The 19,329-nt window shown below is 37.9% G+C and carries 18 protein-coding genes; 8 read left to right on the top strand and 10 right to left on the bottom strand.

What is annotated here, in order from left to right; all coding sequences use genetic code 11:
• Positions 1-872: 872 nt before the first annotated feature.
• The 6 genes from G466_RS0115300 to G466_RS0115275 form a co-directional block, all read right to left on the bottom strand.
• The gene (locus G466_RS0115300; protein WP_026814448.1) at positions 873-1,076 is read right to left on the bottom strand and encodes a (4Fe-4S)-binding protein; all 204 of its coding nucleotides are present in this window, start codon (positions 1,074-1,076) and stop codon (positions 873-875) included.
• A gap of 3 nt (positions 1,077-1,079) precedes the next feature.
• A complete protein-coding gene (locus tag G466_RS0115295) occupies positions 1,080-1,655 on the bottom strand; it encodes a TMEM175 family protein (RefSeq protein ID WP_026814447.1) in 576 nt (191 codons plus the stop codon).
• On the bottom strand, positions 1,652-2,545 hold the full coding sequence (locus G466_RS0115290; protein WP_026814446.1) for a pirin family protein: 894 nt from the start codon (positions 2,543-2,545) through the stop codon (positions 1,652-1,654). The genes G466_RS0115295 and G466_RS0115290 overlap by 4 nt, the downstream gene beginning before the upstream one ends.
• Before the next feature lie 19 nt (positions 2,546-2,564).
• Positions 2,565-2,846: a GNAT family N-acetyltransferase gene (locus tag G466_RS0115285; RefSeq protein ID WP_026814445.1), complete on the bottom strand. Its 282-nt coding sequence runs from the start codon at positions 2,844-2,846 to the stop codon at positions 2,565-2,567.
• A 95-nt stretch (positions 2,847-2,941) separates the two neighbouring features.
• Entirely contained in the window at positions 2,942-3,466 is a 525-nt protein-coding gene (locus G466_RS0115280) for a YceI family protein (protein WP_026814444.1), read from the bottom strand.
• A 102-nt stretch (positions 3,467-3,568) separates the two neighbouring features.
• A complete protein-coding gene (locus tag G466_RS0115275) occupies positions 3,569-4,288 on the bottom strand; it encodes a pirin family protein (protein ID WP_026814443.1) in 720 nt (239 codons plus the stop codon).
• 300 nt (positions 4,289-4,588) lie between these two features.
• Here G466_RS0115275 and G466_RS23260 point away from each other — a divergent pair, with 300 nt between their 5' ends.
• Together G466_RS23260 and G466_RS0115265 are read left to right on the top strand one after the other, a co-directional pair.
• Positions 4,589-6,697, top strand: coding sequence for a sigma 54-interacting transcriptional regulator (locus tag G466_RS23260; protein ID WP_051315706.1), 2,109 nt, complete (start codon positions 4,589-4,591; stop codon positions 6,695-6,697).
• Positions 6,698-6,797: 100 nt separating this feature from the next.
• On the top strand, positions 6,798-7,256 hold the full coding sequence (locus G466_RS0115265; RefSeq protein WP_026814442.1) for a DUF7738 domain-containing protein: 459 nt from the start codon (positions 6,798-6,800) through the stop codon (positions 7,254-7,256).
• 1,115 nt (positions 7,257-8,371) lie between these two features.
• Here G466_RS0115265 and moaCB read toward each other — a convergent pair.
• From moaCB to G466_RS0115245, 4 genes are all read right to left on the bottom strand, one after another.
• Positions 8,372-9,316: a bifunctional molybdenum cofactor biosynthesis protein MoaC/MoaB gene (gene moaCB / locus G466_RS0115260; protein WP_262482339.1), complete on the bottom strand. Its 945-nt coding sequence runs from the start codon at positions 9,314-9,316 to the stop codon at positions 8,372-8,374.
• 154 nt (positions 9,317-9,470) lie between these two features.
• Positions 9,471-10,217, bottom strand: coding sequence for a sulfite exporter TauE/SafE family protein (locus tag G466_RS0115255; RefSeq protein WP_205622040.1), 747 nt, complete (start codon positions 10,215-10,217; stop codon positions 9,471-9,473).
• Complete coding sequence (locus G466_RS0115250; RefSeq protein ID WP_026814439.1) at positions 10,214-10,555, bottom strand: winged helix-turn-helix domain-containing protein; 342 nt, start codon at positions 10,553-10,555, stop codon at positions 10,214-10,216. The genes G466_RS0115255 and G466_RS0115250 overlap by 4 nt, the downstream gene beginning before the upstream one ends.
• 10 nt (positions 10,556-10,565) lie before the next feature.
• Positions 10,566-11,747, bottom strand: a complete 1,182-nt coding sequence (locus tag G466_RS0115245) for a molybdopterin molybdotransferase MoeA (protein WP_026814438.1) — start codon at positions 11,745-11,747, stop codon at positions 10,566-10,568.
• 311 nt (positions 11,748-12,058) lie between these two features.
• Here G466_RS0115245 and G466_RS0115240 point away from each other — a divergent pair, with 311 nt between their 5' ends.
• The 6 genes from G466_RS0115240 (at position 12,059) to dsrP (ending at position 18,530) form a co-directional block, all read left to right on the top strand.
• Positions 12,059-12,295, top strand: coding sequence for a hypothetical protein (locus G466_RS0115240; RefSeq protein ID WP_026814437.1), 237 nt, complete (start codon positions 12,059-12,061; stop codon positions 12,293-12,295).
• Between the two features lie 7 nt (positions 12,296-12,302).
• Positions 12,303-14,630, top strand: coding sequence for a molybdopterin-dependent oxidoreductase (locus G466_RS0115235; RefSeq protein WP_051315705.1), 2,328 nt, complete (start codon positions 12,303-12,305; stop codon positions 14,628-14,630).
• Positions 14,631-14,750: 120 nt separating this feature from the next.
• Positions 14,751-15,467: a cytochrome c3 family protein gene (locus G466_RS0115230; protein WP_026814435.1), complete on the top strand. Its 717-nt coding sequence runs from the start codon at positions 14,751-14,753 to the stop codon at positions 15,465-15,467.
• A complete protein-coding gene (locus tag G466_RS0115225) occupies positions 15,457-16,086 on the top strand; it encodes a cytochrome c3 family protein (protein WP_026814434.1) in 630 nt (209 codons plus the stop codon). The genes G466_RS0115230 and G466_RS0115225 overlap by 11 nt, the downstream gene beginning before the upstream one ends.
• A 10-nt stretch (positions 16,087-16,096) precedes the next feature.
• Positions 16,097-17,218 carry a 4Fe-4S dicluster domain-containing protein gene (locus tag G466_RS0115220; RefSeq protein ID WP_026814433.1) on the top strand — a complete coding sequence of 374 codons (1,122 nt, stop codon included), beginning with the start codon at positions 16,097-16,099 and terminating at the stop codon, positions 17,216-17,218.
• 91 nt (positions 17,219-17,309) lie between these two features.
• Positions 17,310-18,530: a sulfate reduction electron transfer complex DsrMKJOP subunit DsrP gene (gene dsrP / locus G466_RS0115215; protein ID WP_026814432.1), complete on the top strand. Its 1,221-nt coding sequence runs from the start codon at positions 17,310-17,312 to the stop codon at positions 18,528-18,530.
• Positions 18,531-19,329 lie beyond the last annotated feature (799 nt).

Below are 19,329 nucleotides of genomic sequence, written 5' to 3'. Positions count from 1 at the left end.
TGTCGGCCATGGCGCTGGAAAAAGCGGCATAGGGACTAGCGATCCGAAACTTCGATGGGAAAGGTATGCCAGAACCTCACTAAAACGACCAAAAAGCCCTCTTAAACCGGACGAAAATCCACTTCGAAAATAAACCATAAAAAAAATCCCGGAAACATCGATGTTCCAGGATTCGTTCTGTCCAGTTTTTAGTGAAAATCGGCCTACTCCCGAATATCCCTTTTGAATGGATAATTATTTATTAATTAATGGGTGAAATATTAATTAATATGAATAATGGACAATTGTTGAGTTTATCTACATAAAGCAACTTGAATATCTTTCAATTAAATAGAAATTATCATATTCGTTTAACTGTATCTCTCCCAATTATATTCTTTCATTTTACTCAAGTCGTTTTTTATTGATTTTTATCGGTTTTCGTGAATCTGCGATTTCTTTGCTTGTCCGATGAAACCGACGAAGGAGGTTCATGAATACCTTAATGTAAAATAATAGACAATGAATATAACGAACAGGGCCTGAAAGCGAAGGTACTGTGTACCTTTGATTTAAGGAGCCAGCTGTAGCGATGGCCCACGCGCCAACTGGCCCCTCTCTACAAATGCAAATCGTTGCATTTTCCGATCGGTCCTGATGAATTTTTTAGATTAGATCTAAAAACCGGATTCAAAACTCCGCGCTTTTTTGGAAATAAAAAAGCTGAATCTCGGAGCTTTTCCTCCAACGCGCCAGCTGGCCCCTACATGCAAATGCAATTCGTTGCATTTGCATTACGGTCCTCTGCGGATCAGGATAACTTAATTGATAAGCTTCTCGAATTGTTTTAAGGCTACTTTTTCATTTAGTAGTTAATCAAGGAATTTCAATGACTATTTAATACTCAACGCTCCTGAAGGGCATTTAGACACTTGGTCTAATAACGCCTCTGTAGTAGCATTTTCAGGCTTTATCCATGGTCGGGCTTTGGGATTATAAACCTTGGGCAATGTTTTAACACATATTCCCGAATGGATACATTTATCGGCTTTCCATAAAATGGTGATTTCTCCGTTTGAATATTCCTTTGTGTCCATACTTTAATCTTTTAATGTTCTTTCTATCCTTGGATCGGGTACAATCCACATTAGGGCGACCCCTAAATATAGTACCAAACTTAATATAGGAAGAAAAAACGAGATTACAATACCGGCTAAATACAAGAACAACGAAATATTCATTCTTTTATCCTTGTTATATACCTTACCAATATTAGAATCTTTACCCTCATTCTTTATAACACAGTACACCATAATCTTAAAGGCAATAGCTGCCATAAGCAACACTCCGCCATAAATTGCAGTGGGGTTATCTTCAAAATGGTTTTTTCCCATCCAGTCTGTTGCAAAGGGAAAAAGCGAAAGCCAGAACAACAAATGCAGGTTTGCCCATAAGATTTTTCCATTAACCAAATTGACTGCTTGTAATAGATGATGATGGTTGTTCCAATAAATTCCAACATAGATAAAACTCAGAATATAAGTAAGAAAGACCGGAAATATGGGTCTTAAGGCCTCAAAGGTGTATCCTTCTGGCGCACTCATTCCCAACACCATAATGGTTATGATAATGGCCAATACACCATCACTAAAGGCTTCTAGTCTTCCTGTTTTCATATTCTACGTGGCTTTGGAAGCGGCACATAGTCATTTTCATCACCCACTACTTTAGGAAAAGCATTTAGATTCTGTTCTTCCCAATCTTTTTTCGCCTTTTCTATGACTTCCTTATCCGAATTCACAAAATTCCAATGGATATAACGCTCTTCCTCAAAAGGAATTCCCCCAAAAATATAAATGGTTGTTTCTGGCTCCATTTCAAAGGAACACAGTGTACTGTCCTTCGCGACTAAAATTTGCTTGGGACCGTAATTGTGGCCTTCGGAATTAATACTACCATTTAATATATATAAAGCACTTTCACCATACAGATCTTCACCAATAGTAATTTGCTGTTTATCCGTACTTTTAATCTCTATAAAAAACAACTCACTATGCACAGGAACTGGAGAGGTTTTACCAAAAGCAGTACCGGCTATTAATTTAAATTGCGCCCCTTGATCATTCCATTGCGGAATCTCTTTTTCTTCAATATGGGCAAAGCTAGGTTCCATTTGCTCCAAATGCTTAGGTAGCGCCACCCAAATTTGCAGGCCATGTAATGTTTTCTCGGAATCTCTTAAATAATCTGGTGTTCTCTCCGAATGGACCACCCCTTTACCGGCAGTCATCCAGTTCACCGCTCCTGGTTTAATCTCAATATCAGAACCTAGACTGTCTTTATGTTGAATAGAGCCTTCAAACAGATAGGTAAGGGTAGATAAGCCAATATGCGGATGTGGCGCAACATCTAAGCTTTCTTCTTTACTCATTCTTGCAGGCCCCATATGGTCAATAAACGTAAAGGGTCCCACTGCTCGTTTTTGCCTAAACGGCAATAAGCGTCCGACCATAAAATTACCGATATCGGCAGCCCGTTCTTCTATAATTAATTCGGTGTTAGACATATTTCCTTTTTTATTCAAATTATTTTAAAACATCACGTATATCTTCATGCTTTTTAAACATGGCCTTGGCAAACGGACATAAAGGTAAAATTTTTATATTTTTTTCTCTAGCCATCTCTACAATTTTATACAGTAACATCTTCCCTATGCCTTTGCCGTTAAATTCGGGCTCCACTTCTGTATGGTCTATTATGATCTGCTCCTTACCTGCAACAGAATAGGTCATAATCCCCGCTCTTTTGTCATTCTCCCTTGCCATTGCAAAGCCTTTATTGTCTAATTCTTTTATTGTGATCTCCATAATATAGGGTTTATAATTATTATTCTAAATATAAATATAAAATGGGATTGAATTAATTATTAATCCAACCCCATTTTAATGATCCTTCTAATCGATTACTTCTTTGTAAACTGTAAGTCGATTACTAATTTTACAGTGTCACTTACCACTATACTTCCAGCTTCCGTTACGGCACTCCAAGTAAGATTAAAATCTTTTCTATTTATTTTTCCAGTAGCTTCAAAACCTGCTTTTGTTTGTCCGTAAGGATCTACTGCAATACCATTGAAATCTACATCCAATTCAATTTCTTTGGTCACATCTCTAATGGTTAAATCCCCTACTAGTGTACTACCATCAAAAGATTTAGACTTGAAAGTCATTTCAGGATATTTCTCAGCATTGAAAAAATCATCTGATTTTAAATGCGCATCTCTATCTTTGTTTTTAGTGTTGACAGATGCTGTTTTTGCTGTAAAGTTGAAATCGGCATTGATAAATTTATCTGATTCAGTTTCAGCGGTAGCATCAAACTCTTCAAAATGACCAGTTACTGTAGAAATCATCATGTGCTTTACTTTAAAGCCGATTTCTGAATGTGCTGCATCAATAGTCCATTTTGTTTTTACTTGTGTTGACATGTTTTTTTTTATTTAAAGATTAATATTTAATTTATTTTGATAATTGAAACCATTCATGGGATTATCTATACCCAATAGCGGTTGTTTTCTTTAGATGTATTACTAGTTTAAGCTCATTGGAACTTCCATCAATAGAATTTCCGTATCGCTATCTGCTTTTATATCTAGGGTGTCTACATCCCAGATTCCAAGACCGTCCCTTTCGTTTAGCTTTTCACCATTTATAGTGGCGTCACCTTTTAATATAAAAGCGTACACCCCATTATTTTCGGCATCGTTTAAGTTGTATTGCACTTCGTTATCCTTATCTAGATTGGTCATATTAAACCAAGCATTTTGATGTATCCATACCCCTGCATCATCTGCATTAGGAGATAAAACTTGTTGCAATTTATTCTTACGATCGGTCGTATTAAGCGTTATCTGGTCATAACGGGGTTCAACATTTTGCTTGTTAGGGATTACCCAGATCTGTAAAAACTTTACAGGCTGATCTGGATTATTGTTATATTCGGAATGCATTACTCCCGTACCAGCACTCATTACCTGGATGTCACCCGCTTTAATAATGGTCTCATTCCCCATATTGTCTTTGTGCTTAAGGTCTCCTTCCAATGGAATAGAAACAATTTCCATATCCCTGTGAGGATGTGTTCCAAACCCCATACTTTCAGAAACGGTATCGTCATTTAGTACTCGCAATACTCCAAAATTCATTCGTTCTGGGTTGTGATAATTTGCAAAGCTGAAGGTGTGTCTAGATTTTAACCAACCGTGATCTGCATTTCCTCTTGTGTCTGCTTTGTGAATTACTTTTTTCATATTCTTTTCTCTTTTTTTGTATAAATAATGTATGTTAATTTTTCCTTTTTGTTTCTACCTGAGAAACATTTTCTAAAACAGAACCTCTTATTTCTAAATCGACTTTCTTATAAAGCCCAGTCAATTAATAATCGATTCGTTCGGTATATAGTAAGCCAATCTCGTGCCAAACACACAAATCATTGATTATCAGTTTGATGCTATTTTTGCTTCTGATAATATATTCTATTTAATGAGAATTTTCTATCATATGAGAAATATTTACGTATTTTTACGAGGTGTTTCTATAAAAAATAAAGTATGATACCAGAATCGGAAGTAAAAGAATGGTTAGTTGAGACCCTACCCTATGAAGTATTATGGATGGATGAAGAAGGCCGAATTTTATATGCTAATCCCAAGTGCTACAGCCGATTAGGATATAAAAAGTCGGAAATATTAACGCTTTCCATCTTTGATATTAATACCACGGCCACCAAAGAAAGCTGGCAGGAGCACTGGAACACTGTAAAAAGCAACCACACTCACTATTTTAAGGCTACTCACAAGAATAAAGGAGGGAAATTTTATGAAGTTGAAGTATTCGCTCAATTTTTCTCAAATAATAGAAAAAATATCATTTGTGCTATTGTAAATGATATTACCGACTCCAGTTTTTATAAAAATTTATTGGATAAGACGGAAACGATTGCCAATGTTGGGGGTTGGAAATTAAACTTACAAGATGGTCCTTTAATAACCACCACAGAAGCTTTAAAGATATTTAATGCACAGGAAACGGAAGCCTTAGCCCCAGCAAATATTATCCATAGATTTAAGGACAGTGAAAAAGCAAAAAGCCTTTTGCGCGGCGTTATGAGAAAAGCTGCTTCATATGATGAAGTGCTAGAAACAAAAGAGAACCCCTCTAGATTTATTAGAGCAGTAGCTAGACCCGTTTTAAAAGGTGATAAGGTGTATAAGATCCTGGGCATATATCAAGATGTAACGGAACAACAACGTAAAGAAAACGCTCTTCAATTATATAAGGCGGTTATAGATAATGCGGAAGACTTAATATATGTATTGAATAGAAAGGGGGAATTCTTTCATTATAGTGAATCGGTTATAAAACAGCTGGGCTATAGAAAAAAGGAACTCGATACTGCCACCATTTTTGATATTGACCCGTCGGTAAATCAAGATTGGTGGACATCCCATTTTAGTGAAGTAGTTGAAAAAGGATCTTTACGTTTCGAATGGCTGGTAGTTAGAAAAGACGGCACAAAATTTCCTGTTGATATTACGGCCAATCATCTACGATTTAATAATGAAGATTATAATTGTGCAGTAATTAGAAATGTTACGGATCGAAAAAAGCGTGATCTAAAACTGTATGAGGCTTTAGAGGAAATTAAATCGTTGAAAGAACGTCTAGAAAGCGAAAACGAATATTTACAGGAAGAAATAAGTCATAGAATAAATGCCAGTAATATTGTCTGCAAGAGTGATGATTATGCAAAAGTACTAGAGCAAGTAAATCTAGTGGCACCAACAGACACTACCGTGCTTATCACCGGGGAATCTGGTACAGGAAAGGAATTATTAGCAAGTGCAGTACATACCAATAGTTTGCGAAAGGATAGACCCCTGATAAAAGTGAATTGTGCCACTTTACCAAAAGAACTTATTGAGAGTGAGCTGTTTGGACACAAAAAGGGAGCTTTTACCGGTGCTGTAGCAGACAAGGTGGGGAAGTTTACCTTAGCAGATGGGGGAACAATTTTTCTGGACGAAATTGGTGAGATGCCCATAGGATTACAATCTAAATTACTACGCGTTTTACAAGAAGGTGAGTTTGATGAATTAGGCGGTACCAAAACCATTAAAGTAGATGTGCGCGTTATTGCCGCTACCAACCGAAAGCTGGAAGACATGATAAAAGAGGGTACTTTTAGGGAAGACCTTTATTATAGGCTGAATGTATTTCCCATATACAATATCCCCCTCAGAGACCGGAAAGAGGATATTCCCCTACTTGCGCAATTCTTTTTGGAAAAATATTCAGCCAAAGCAGGGAAAGCCTTTAAACGGTTGTCTAAAAAAACAGTGGATGCGCTAATAGCCTATAATTTCCCAGGAAATATTAGAGAATTGGAAAATTTAATTGAGCGTGCTGTGATCGTTGAAAGTGGTACCACATTAAATACCGGAAGCTGGATGCCTACCGATTCCGGAACCACCGAAGATACCGAACTACTAACCTTTGAAGAGGTGCAAAGGCGACATATAATAACCGTTTTAAAACATACCAAAGGAAAAGTAAGTGGTAAAAATGGCGCTGCGGGCATTCTAGATATGAACGCAAAGACCCTATTTGCCAGAATTAACAAGCTTGGCATTAAGAAGGAGACTATTTTTAGGGATTAGAAATTAAAAAGTCACTCGTTTCCTTAGAGAGTACGTTTAAACTAGTTAGTCTAGATTTAAAAACTTACTTTACTCATGAAAATAAAATATATTGCATGCTATGGGAATATTCGATTTTAGAGATCTGAGCAAAAGGAAAAAAAAGGAAGAACAGATTGTTATAACGTGTGATGCTAATTCAATACGAATTAATAACTCCAAAATACAATTTCCTACCAACTACACCGCGCTAGAAGACATATTGGGCAAACCGAATAGGATTGAATCCGTAAGAAACTCCAAAAACAAAGTGTATTTATGGGATGATCATGGCATCTACTGTTCTACTGCTACCCCAGATAATATGTTGATGCTATTGCTAGTGGAAGACAATAGGTATGGTCTTGGCCATCAACCCAAAAACAATTTTAAAGGAACGGTTATCATCGATGGGGAACCTATTATAGATTCCATCCAGAATGTTAGTGGGGATAGACCCTATATGATTCGCTCTGTTATTAAAGATCAAAATCAGGTTGCTATAGCCTTGGGTTGGAATCCCGACTCTAAGAAATCATGATTTTATGAGTAAAGGCGGACACTATAGATGAGCTACTGGCCCAGATTAAAATACCATAATTTATCTTGGTATCCTTTTAGGTTTGCCGAGAGCTTACACCACTACAAAACAAACAGTAGGAATGCAAGTCTACTTATTGCAAGCGAGCAATCAGCAAGATTGAAGACTATAGACCTGCGGATATCTTACAGATACGCGAACTATTTTTAACATAGTTGAAATTTTTACACAATTGATTACATTTTTACGTAAATAAGTGAATAATTTTTTGTATATTTATATAATCGTGTTTCGGGGTGCTATTGAACAATCGATGGCTGAGATCATACCCGTTGAACTTATCAGGTAACGCTGACTTGGGGAAAACATGATCGCAAAGGGAACTAGGAACGATTAATATTGTTTTTGTTCCCTTTGTTCTTTTACTGCCTTTTAGAATTATCAGTAAGGGATGTAGCTACTAAGCGTAAAACGTCTGTAAGCAAATTGGGGATCATGATCAATTGTTGTGATTATGCAAACAACGTAACTTCACTATTTTTCGAATAAATAAAGTTTTCCAAATACTTATAACTGAGTCTAAGTCAAATATATTCTTTCATTTTACTCAAGTGGTTTTGATTGATTTTTAACGGATTTCGTGAATCTGCGATTTCATTGCTTGTTTGATGAAACCGACGTAGGAGGTTCATGAATACCTTACTATAAAATAACAGACAATGAATAAAACGAACAGGGCCTTTAGTTAACTTTTGTTTTAAGGAGCCAGCTGCAGTGTTAGCAAATGCGTCAGCTGGCCCCTCCCTTCAAATGCAAATCGTTGCATTTTCCGATCGGTCCTCTGCGGATAAGGAAAACAATACAAGAAGCCTTCCTGCATAGGTTTTCGGCCTCCTTCTCTTTTAGTAACAAATCAAGGAATTTCTACGTTGATTGAAGAATGGTTTACCTACCGTGAGGAAGGTGTCCGGCAGCCCATGTTCACTTTAATGAAAGCGGCCTGGACGCTATGAAAGTATAAAATCCGAAAATCAAAAGACCTAATTTTCCTCTAGCACCTAATGTCACCTCTCTCAGGTTACAATCTAAATCAAGAGCTTTCTCTTCATGACCTACTATTTTGTTTTATCATGACTCGCTCCTTTTAAAATTCTAAAAACATGTAACACCGATGGGAATATAGCATCCATAGATTCGCGTGCCCCGTTAGTAGAACCCGGTAATGCAAGGACCAAGGTGTTTTTTATAGTTCCGGCAATACTTCTAGACAACATGGCATACGGCATACGATCTTGGCCATATTTTCTAATCGCTTCTTCTATTCCAGGAATCCTACGATCCAGGAGGGGTTCTAATGCTTCCGGTGTTACATCACGACTAGATAGTCCTGTTCCCCCTGTATAGATGATTAAATCGGCTCCATTAGATTGGTAGTGCTTTGCTTTCTCCTCAATTATCTGGGCATCATCAGGAATAATGATGTAATCCTGAATCCCTACCTCACATGCTTCTAGTTTATTCAAGATTGCTTTACCGGCACTGTCTTCTTTTTTACCTTCATATACGGAATCGGAACAGACGATGACTACCGCATTTACATCACGCTTAAACTTGTCCTTAAAACTAGACTTGCCCCCTGTTTTCTTCAATAGTTTAATATGATGAATTTCTATTCCTTTATCTATGGGCTTCAGCATATCGTACATATTTAGCGCTACAATACTTGCTCCATGCATGGCCTCTACCTCCACACCTGTTTTATAGATTGTTTTAACCGTAACGGTTACTTTAATCTCCAATCCATTAATCTCATAGTCGATCCCAGTAAATTCGATGGGCAAAGGATGACAATCTGGAAGTAGATCTGGTGTTTTTTTAACGCCCATAAGTCCGGCAGCCTTACTCATAGCAAACACATCGCCCTTAGGTACGGTTTTATTATTAATTGCCTCAATTGTTTCTTCCTTACTAACTTTTACAATTGCCTGGGCAATTGCTGTTCTCAGCGTATTGTTTTTATGTGTAATATCTACCATAATTGCTATAACCTTTTCTTTAATTTGATGTAATGCTTCTTAGAAATCTCTTTACTGACCCTTGTGCTTAAATTTTCGGGATGGTCGGCATTCAATTGGTTTTTTACCAAATCACCTCTCCCCTATTCAGAATCTGGATTTTTGTGACAGTATCCCTTAAAGGTAATCGATGCTTTTATCATTGTATAAAAATCAATTTCACGGAGGCAGCAATCAATACTACAGTAAGCATATACCTCACATTCGTATTACTCATTCTTTTACTACCATAATAACTCCCTGCAAATCCGCCTATTACAGCCAAAGTCACCATTAGGAGCGACTGCTTATTTAATACAATGCCGTTAGTGAACTGACCTGCTAAACCTGCAGCGGAATTCACCCATATAAAGAGGGCAGATACCGCAGCGGCTTCCTTCATTTTTCCCCAATGCAACAATAAAATTACCGGACTTAATATAATGCCACCTCCAATGCCAATAAGACCCGAAAAGAAACCAATTACACCTCCTACCAGCAAACCTTGCCACAGTTTTACCTCTCTTATAACCTCATTTTCCTTACCAAAAACATTTAGCATCTTTAGTATTGCAAAAATCAGCAATACCCCTAAGATGATTTTATAAATACTGGCATCCACAGTGATAAGTCCGCCTAAATAAGCCATTGGAATAGAAGATATTGCGAAATACAGGAAGAGCTTTTTGTTAAAATAGCCTTCTTTATAATAGAAGTAAAAAGAGGTGCCCGCTACAAATAAATTTAAAAGTAAGGCTGTAGGTTTCATGGTTTCTGGCGCCATAGAAAACAAGGACATCAAGGCCAAGTACCCACTTGCACCTCCGTGACCAACTCCAGCATATAAAAACGCAATCACCGGAAGTATACCCAGAAATAATAAAAAGTTGGGATCGTTAATCATCATATACTATCCAACGCTTTTAGTTGTTGGTCTAGGAAGGCCCAACAATTCTTATTAATAGTCTCAAACGCTTCTATAAGCTTTTTTCCATACGGGGTAATTTTGGTTCCCCCTCCTTGTGCACCTCCCACTGTTTTTACGACCACCTTCCTTTTTGCCGATTTGTTTACCGCATCTACCAAGGTCCAAGCTTTTTTGTACGACATCCCAAGCGACTTAGCAGCTTTGGATAAAGACCCTTCTTCATCAATCGCTTTTAATAACTTCACTCGGCCTTCCCCTAAAAAAACATTATCTCCCGCTTCAATCCAAATTCTGCTTTTAATTTTATACGTACTCATATTTCATAAATTATTTAGCAGGTAATAATATTGTTTCTACACCTTCTCCTTTTTTTATTTCAGTTACCTCCTCCGGTATGTATACCAAGGCATTTGCATCTCCAAAAGCGCTGAGCATAGCCGAACTTTGTCCGCCTAGAATATGAACATGACTTCCCTCTACTTGTGCTTTTAAAAACTGCGCACGATTACCCCTAACAGAATAATCAACAGATAGCGGCATGGCAATACGCGTAAGTTGCGTTTTATATGCGCCTTCACTCTTCTTTAGTAGCGGGTACACATAAATATAAAAACAACTAAGTGCAGCTGCCGGATTCCCAGGTAATGCAAAAAGGGACACTTCGCCTTTTTTCCCAAAGAATAAGGGTTTACCAGGTTTTTGATTTACTTTATAAAAAATTTCTTCCACCCCTATTGCATTTAATGCTTTGCCTACAAAATCGTAATCCCCAACGGATATACCTCCTGTTACAAGAACAACATCGCTATTGTTTATGGCTTTTTGCAGGACTTCTTTTGTCTGGTTATAATCATCCTCCACCTTAATCAATCTAGTATCCTTATACCCTAATTCACTTAGTACAGCGGATAGCATGACACCGTTGGATTCATATATTTCACCAAAGGAAAGTTTAATTCCTGGAGTAATAAGCTCGTTTCCTGTAACAATAATAGAAAGGGTAGGCTTCTTATAAACCGTAATAGTAGTAATCCCTAAACTTGCTAAAAATCCAATTCGTGCGCTATTAATTGCTGTTCCCTTGGTTAAAGCGATTGCTCCGGATCTAATTTGTTCCCCATTAGGTCTTATATTCTGATTAACATTTAATGGATCAACAAGCACGATCTTATCTCCATTAACCCTTACTTTCTCCTGCATTACTACCGTATTTGCGGTATCTGGAACTGGGGCTCCTGTAAATATCCTTACCGCCTCACCCGCTTTTAAAACAGGATTTGCAGCATCACCCGCCTTTACTTCACCTATAACTTTATAAGAATTGGATTCCCCCATGTGCAGCGCATAACCATCCATGGCCGATTGTCTAAAGGGAGGCATATCTATTTCTGAAATTACATCCTTGGCCAACACAAAATCTAAGGCCGCTTTAAGCGCTACCTCCTGTGTTTTTGATCCTAGAGAGGCGTGCCGTAAAACTAGATTTAATGCTGATTTAACGTCTATCATAGTTTTATATCAAGTTTAGATTTCATCATACTACAGAATTAAAAATGATTTTTTTTTAAAATTTTCAGAAAGTAATAAATCTTAGAGACTTCACAAAACAACCACACTCATCTGATTATCAACACAAAACAGATTGAAACTCAGTAGAAACCGTTATTTCCCAATAAATATAGCGCTTATCACACTATCAAAACCTGAGATTTATCATTCTTTTTTATCAGAAAAATTTAGTAATTTGAAACTGTTAATCTTATGTTAATCGTTTCTTTATATTGTTTAGACCAACCGATTGATATTAAAACTGACATGACATGCCAATAAAAAGTTATCTCGCCCATCCTGTCCCAGGAAAGAAAAAAGAATTAATGGAAGCATTAATCCGTCTTGGGCAATGTGAAGTTGTTCCCGCTGAGAATCAAGATGTGTTAGCGTTGGTAACAGATACTCCAGATGAACAATCAGAAGAACTGCTAAGAGAGAAAATTGAAGCTTTAGACAGTCTAAAACTATTGTCTTTAGTCTCTGGTTTCAACGTATCCCAAAATTAATTTGATTATGAAAAAGTCTCCAATTGATAGAAGAAATTTTATCAAAAAAATGGCCATGCTATCTGCCATGACTGCTGCCGCCTCCATGTTTCCGGGTATTGTATTTGCCAGTGAGCAGGAAAAAGGTATACCAAAAGACGCAAATCTAGATTGGAAAAAAGGACCTTGTCGTTTCTGTGGGGTAGGCTGTGGTATCCTAGTCGGTGTTGAAAACGGAAAACCAGTTGCGGTAAAGGGCGACCCTAATAGTAAGGTCAACAAAGGACTATTGTGTGTTAAAGGATATCACCAAACGATGTGCATCCAGTCTAAAGACCGATTAGAACATGCTTTGGTAAAGAAAAATGGGCGCTATGTAAAGACCCCGCTTAATGAAGCATTGGATATTGTAGCCAATAAGATGAAGGAGACCATTGCAGCTCACGGGAAGGATTCCGTAGCCATGTATACCTCCGGACAATCTACTATTCCCGAAGGGTATATCGCTTCTAAATTCATGAAAGGTGCTATTGGCACCAACAACCTAGATTGTAACGCCCGTTTATGTATGGCAAGCGCCGTTACGGGGTTCATGACCTCCTTTGGCGCCGATGAGCCCATGGGTTGTTATGAAGATATAGATCACGCGGATTACTTTGTAACTTGGGGAAACAATATGGCAGAAATGCACCCGGTATTATTTTCTAGAATGCTGGAACAAAAAACCAAACGCGGTGCTAAAATAATCGATTTTGCTACCCGAACAACGCGCTCTAGTACAGCATCGGACAGGTCTATATTATTTGAACCACAAACCGACCTTGCCGTTGCGAACGCTATTTGTTATGAAATTATAAAGAACGGATGGGTAAATAAATCCTTCGTTGAAAAACATTGTACTTTTAGTAAAGGCCTCACCAATATGGGGTATGGACTAGAAGATCACTATGAATTTACCGATAAGCCAGAACAAATAGATTTTGAAGCGTATAAAGAATTTTTAAAAGATTATAGTCCGGAAAAAGTATCAAAATATTCTAAAGTATCGGTAAAAGACATTAAATACTTAGCGTGGATTTACGGAAATCCAAATACTAAGGTTGTTTCTTACTGGTGTATGGGGATGAACCAACATACTAGAGGGACTTGGATAAATAATCTTGTTTATAACATTCATTTACTTACAGGTAAAATATCACAACCTGGAAACGGACCATTTTCCTTAACCGGACAACCTTCTGCTTGTGGTACTGCCAGAGAGGTGGGCACCTTTACTCATAAGCTTCCAAAAGGGGTGGTAACCAGCGAAGAAAATAGAAGGTTGGCGGCAAAGATTTGGAAGGTTCCTTATGAACGAATTCCTTCTAAACCCACTTACCACGCAACAGAAATGTTTAGAGCGGTTGATCGGGGCGACATTAAATTTATATGGACACAAGCAACAAATCCCCTAGTATCCTTACCTAAAACGGGGCGCTATAGACCAGGTATGCAAAAAGACTCCTGCTTTGTTGTAGTTTCAGATGTATTTCCAACCCCCACATCGGATGTGGCAGATGTAATATTACCAGCTTCTTGGCATATAGAGAAAGGCGGACTCTATGGGAACTCCGAACGCAGAACACAGTATTGGGAAAAAATGGTTGAAGGTCCGGGAGAAACCATGGCAGATGCTTGGATGTTCATTGAAGTGGCAAAACGCATGGGGTATGGCGATTTATTTCCATATAGTAAGGAAAATCATGTTGAAGAAATTTATAATGAGTACATCCAATTCCACGAAGGTAATAAACACGGCATGGCACCATTGGAAGTTCTGAAAAAAGAATCTGGGGTTATTTGGCCATATGTAGATGGGAAATCCACACAATGGCGCTATAACGCCAAATATGATCCTGCCTGCTCTAACGGTGAAGATTTTCATTTTTATGGGAATCCAGATGGGAAAGCAGTAATATGGCAACGTCCTTTTGAGGATGCACCCGAAAAACCAGATGAGGAATACCCTTTCTGGTTAAATACAGGTCGCGTTATAGAACATTGGCACACTGGATCTATGACTAGAAGAATTCCGGTATTGCACCAAGCTATGCCACATGCCTATGCTGAATTCCACCCTGAAGATGCAAAAGCCTTGGGTATTAGAAATGGGGAGAACATAAAAATTGTTTCTAGAAGAGGATCCTGTACGCTTCCTGCCTCTATAAATGAACGGGGCCTACCTACGAGAGGTCAGGTGTTTGTTCCCTTTTTTGATGAAAATATGCTTATCAACGATGTAACACTGGATGCTTTTTGCCCCATATCCAAAGAACCCGACTATAAAAAATGTGCCGTTAAAGTTGTAAAAGCATAGGCTATGAAATGAGCATGACCGAAAACTGGACGCAAATACGAATGACGATATGCGAATTACACCCGCCTGAATGTCGAAGTCGGGCAGGTATGACCATTAAAAATCAATAAATATCCACAGATGAAAAAGAGACTAGGAATTATATCACTTTTCGTCATCATATTCATAGCCTTCATAGTGATATGGAATTATAGCTATAAACAATCTTTTGAAGAGGCTTATATATCGGTTATTGAATCCCCTACCGGAAATTATATCCCGGCTGAGAGTGGTGCTTTTAGACGTTTAGAGGACGCCCATCTGGATTATTCCAAAATGCCGATTGATGAAAACCATCAACGTTCCTTGGAAGAGTATTATGATAATAGAGCCTATCCAGGTGCCCCCCCAAGCATTCCACATCCTGTTGCAAAGGAAATGAGCTATGGAGCCAATACATGTAATCAGTGCCATCAAAATGGAGGGTTTGTAGAGAAATTTAATGCCTATGCCCCTATTACACCCCATCCAGAAATGGTTAACTGTAGGCAATGCCATGTGGCAATTATTTCAAACTCCACTTTTAAGGAATTTGCATATTCAAAACCAGAACCCCCAAAAGTAGGTGTAGGAGTAAACAATGCCTTATTAGATGGGCCTCCAATGATTCCGCATCAATTACAAATGAGAGAAAACTGTGTTACTTGCCATGCAGGACCTAGTGCACCAAAAGAGATTAGAGTTTCCCATCCGGAACGAGTTAATTGTAGACAATGTCATTTACCAATGGATTCAAAAAAAATAGATGGGGATATAACTACTTTCATAAGACAATTCAACACCTCCAATGAAGAATAAAAATCTAACATATTACGCCTTACTATTTCTAATAATAGTACTCAGTTCGTGCAAAAACGAAGGTGAATATCATTCGGTGAGCGATAGAATAAAAGCAGAAGAAAAGCCTTATCATGGTACGCTTACCTCGGAAGAGCTATTAGCAGGAAGAGACTTAATTAAAATTACCGAGGGCGAACATACTTTTTTAATCCCAGAACGTAAATCACAGATTAAATCATTTGCCTGTATTGAATGCCATAGCAAACCACTTTCACAGATGAAAGGGACCGATAAAGCAAAAGCACATTGGGATATAACTATAAATCACGCCAATATAGAAACAATGGACTGTGCAACTTGTCATAATGGGGAGGACATGAACAACCTTACATCCCTGACTGGCAGAAACATAGATTTCAATCTCAGCTATAAGCTTTGTGCCCAATGCCATACCAACCAATTTGAAGATTGGAAAGGTGGAGCGCATGGTAAGAAAATTTCCGGCTGGACTCCACCCAGAGCTTCTATGACTTGTGTGGAATGTCATAATCCCCATGATCCAGGTTTTGAACAACGATGGCCAGCACAATTTAATACACAGAAAGCTATAGAGCGTAATGAAGGTTTAGATCACTAAAAATATAAGCATGAGTGAAAATAAAAAATGGTATTCTTTAGATCTTGGTCTTAATAAGAAAAAGGGTTCCTCTGGCAGTTGCGGATGTGGAAAGGCAGAAGGTGGGTGTAATTCTCATAAGGAAGAACTCAGCGCAGAAGAGTTTTATGAAGCTGCCATAAATGCTTCTATAGGCGAAGAGCGACACAAGGATGGTTTTGAGCAGGTTTTTGATGTTAAGATGGACCGAAGAACTGCCTTTAAAAAACTAACTGCAAGCCTGCTTATTGGTGCAGGAGCCGTTAGTACCTCTTGTAGCTTAACTACTAGTGGCGATGCTAAAGAGAAAGCACAAATAGATTGGGAAGAGCAGTTTAAAGGCAACTATAAATTGATGACCGACGATGAGAAAAAGAAAACGGTAGATAGGCTGATGCGTTCCTACGAATTACGAACTGGAAAGAATATTAGTATGACCGCGGAAAATGCAGCAGAAGATGTGCTCTTTGGATATGCCTTTAATATTTCCAAATGTCAAGGCTATATGGATTGTGTATCGGCCTGTGTAGCGGAAAACAATCAGGATAGAAACTCAGAAATGCAATATATCCGGATCCACGAGATGAAAGATGGAGAAGGCTTTAAGTTTGATAAAGCGGATGATAACTACTACCATGAAGTGCCCGCCGAAGGTCATTTTTATATGGGAACCCAATGTTTCCATTGTGATGACCCACCATGTGTAGACGTATGTCCTGTACAAGCTACTTGGAAAGAAGAAGATGGCCTTGTTGTTATAGATTATGATTGGTGCATTGGTTGTCGCTATTGTATGGCTGCTTGTCCTTATGATGGAAGAAGGTTTAACTGGAGTAAACCCGAAGTGCCAGAAAATGAAGTCAATAAGAATCAGCACTACTTAGGCAATAGAATGCGGAAAAAAGGAGTGATGGAAAAATGTACTTTTTGTGTTCAGCGTACTAGAAAGGGTAAAAATCCGGCCTGTGTTGAGGCCTGTCCTACAGGAGCTCGAATTTTTGGAAACCTATTAGATCCAAACAGTAGTATTAGATGGGTGTTAGAAAACAAAAAAGTGTTTCGACTTAAGGAAGATTTGGGAACAGAACCCAAATTCTGGTACTTTATGGACTAAGGATGATTAAGTTAAGGTAGTTGGAAATATTATAAATCAAAAATGTAAAGCAGGATTCTAATATGCTTTCCAGTGATTTAAAACAATAAGAATGGGACAATTTAAAGTATTAAAAAGTTTAGTTGTTGATAGTTTAGATACCATCACAAAAGGCTCTCTTAAATACCATTTATGGATGGGGTTTTTAACCATAGTAATCCTAATTGGTATGTACTGCTATTCTATTCAGCTAGATGAAGGGCTAAGCGTTACTGGAATGAACGACCGTGTTAGTTGGGGACTTTATATCTCTAATTTCACTTTTCTAGTAGGCGTTGCCGCTGCCGCCGTAATGTTGGTAATGCCAACTTATATCCTAAAAGATATCGACTTTAAACAGGCGGTACTCATAGGGGAAGGATTAGCGGTAGCTGCATTAATTATGTGTATCGCCTTTGTAATAGCAGATATGGGTGGTCCCGCTGTACTGTGGCATATGATCCCTGGAATTGGCGTATTTAATTTCCCTAACTCTATGTTAGCATGGGACGTTATTGTGCTTAATGTCTATCTTTTTATAAATATTAGTATCCCTTTCTATATCCTCTTTAGACATTACCAAGGGAAAGAGGCCAAGAAGAACGTGTATTTACCAGGGGCTATTCTTTCTGTATTTTGGGCGGTAGCCATTCACTTGGTTACTGCGTTCTTATATCAAGGGTTACAGGCAAGACCTTTCTGGAACAACGCTTTGTTAGGCCCTCGATTCTTAGCTTCTGCATTTGCTGCAGGTCCGGCCTTGATTATTCTGGTATTGGCCATTATTAAACGCTTTACGGAATTTAAAGTAGAAGAAAAGACCATTAAAAAAATTGCAATGATTGTAACCGTTGCGGCTCAGATAAACCTTATAATGTTGATATCTGAATTATTTAAAGAATTTTATGCGCCCACGCATCACAGTGAAAGTGCTTATTACCTCTTTTTTGGATTACACGGAAAAACAGCTCTATTACCTTGGATATGGACCGCAATTACGCTCAATGTCATTGCCACCGCTATGCTTACCTTTAATAAGCTAAGAAACAATTTAAATGTATTATACCTCTGTTGTATAATGTTGTTTGTTGCTATATGGATAGAAAAGGGTTTTGGACTTATCGTACCTGGGTTTATTCCTGGTCCTTATGGTAAAATTGTAGAGTACTTACCTACGGGTATAGAGGTAGGTGTGACTTTAGGAATATGGGCACTAGGTGCTTTTATTTTTACCATATTGGCAAAAACTGCTATTGGCATTGAACTAGGGAAACTGCGGTATAAAAGGAAGTAGGACACTCCTGATTAGTAGGAAATAACTTTGAAAGTGGATTATACAGGTCTTTTGATACCAAATACGCATTTGTTTTAATGTGTTAAGCACCCTGTTAGAAGTGAAAATTGCTTAAGTATTAAGTCTCTCACTCGGGGCGGGCCCGAGAACACGAACTTTAGCTAACGTAAGTTTGGGTATCTTTTTAATAATATCCTAATTAAATGGCGAAGCAAAATTCCTTATCCTCAGAATAATGGGCCAAAGCTCCGAAATCAGGAACGAAGGAACGTAGCGACGCGGAGTTTGGCGCATGGTTTTTCGACCTCGGTGTCGAAAAAATTCATAGGAGAAGGCGCCTTTTTCTTTGTTTCGTTTCTTTTGGGCGAGCAAAAGAAACCGACGTAGGAGGTTCATGAATTCCTTTAAAAAGGAAATAGAAAGCAATGAACTAAATGAAAGCAAGTAGGTTAGAGAAATTGATTAAAAGCACTTATGATTCAATTACAAAACTAACAACATAATGCATACCCAATATATGTTTAGATATTATCCTAAAAAAACTGAAATATCAAATTATAAACACAACTCCATAAACATCAAATAACCAACTCTTTATATGTTTAGTTAGATGATAGTAGTGAGTAGTTAGATTTGTTTGTTACATACCTGTAACATCCTAACTTGAATTATTACCTTTAACATTAACCTCCCATTATTAAATGAATTAATAGTTAATTGCTTTGGAGCAATCCCTGTTCGCTTAACTTCCTACATTACCCCTTAAAACGTACAAGCCTATTTCGCTATTAATTTAAAA

The sequence above is a fragment of the Arenibacter certesii DSM 19833 genome (genome assembly GCF_000429545.1).
In the GTDB taxonomy this organism is placed as follows: domain Bacteria; phylum Bacteroidota; class Bacteroidia; order Flavobacteriales; family Flavobacteriaceae; genus Arenibacter; species Arenibacter certesii.
This window is presented reverse-complemented; position numbering and strand designations above follow the sequence as displayed.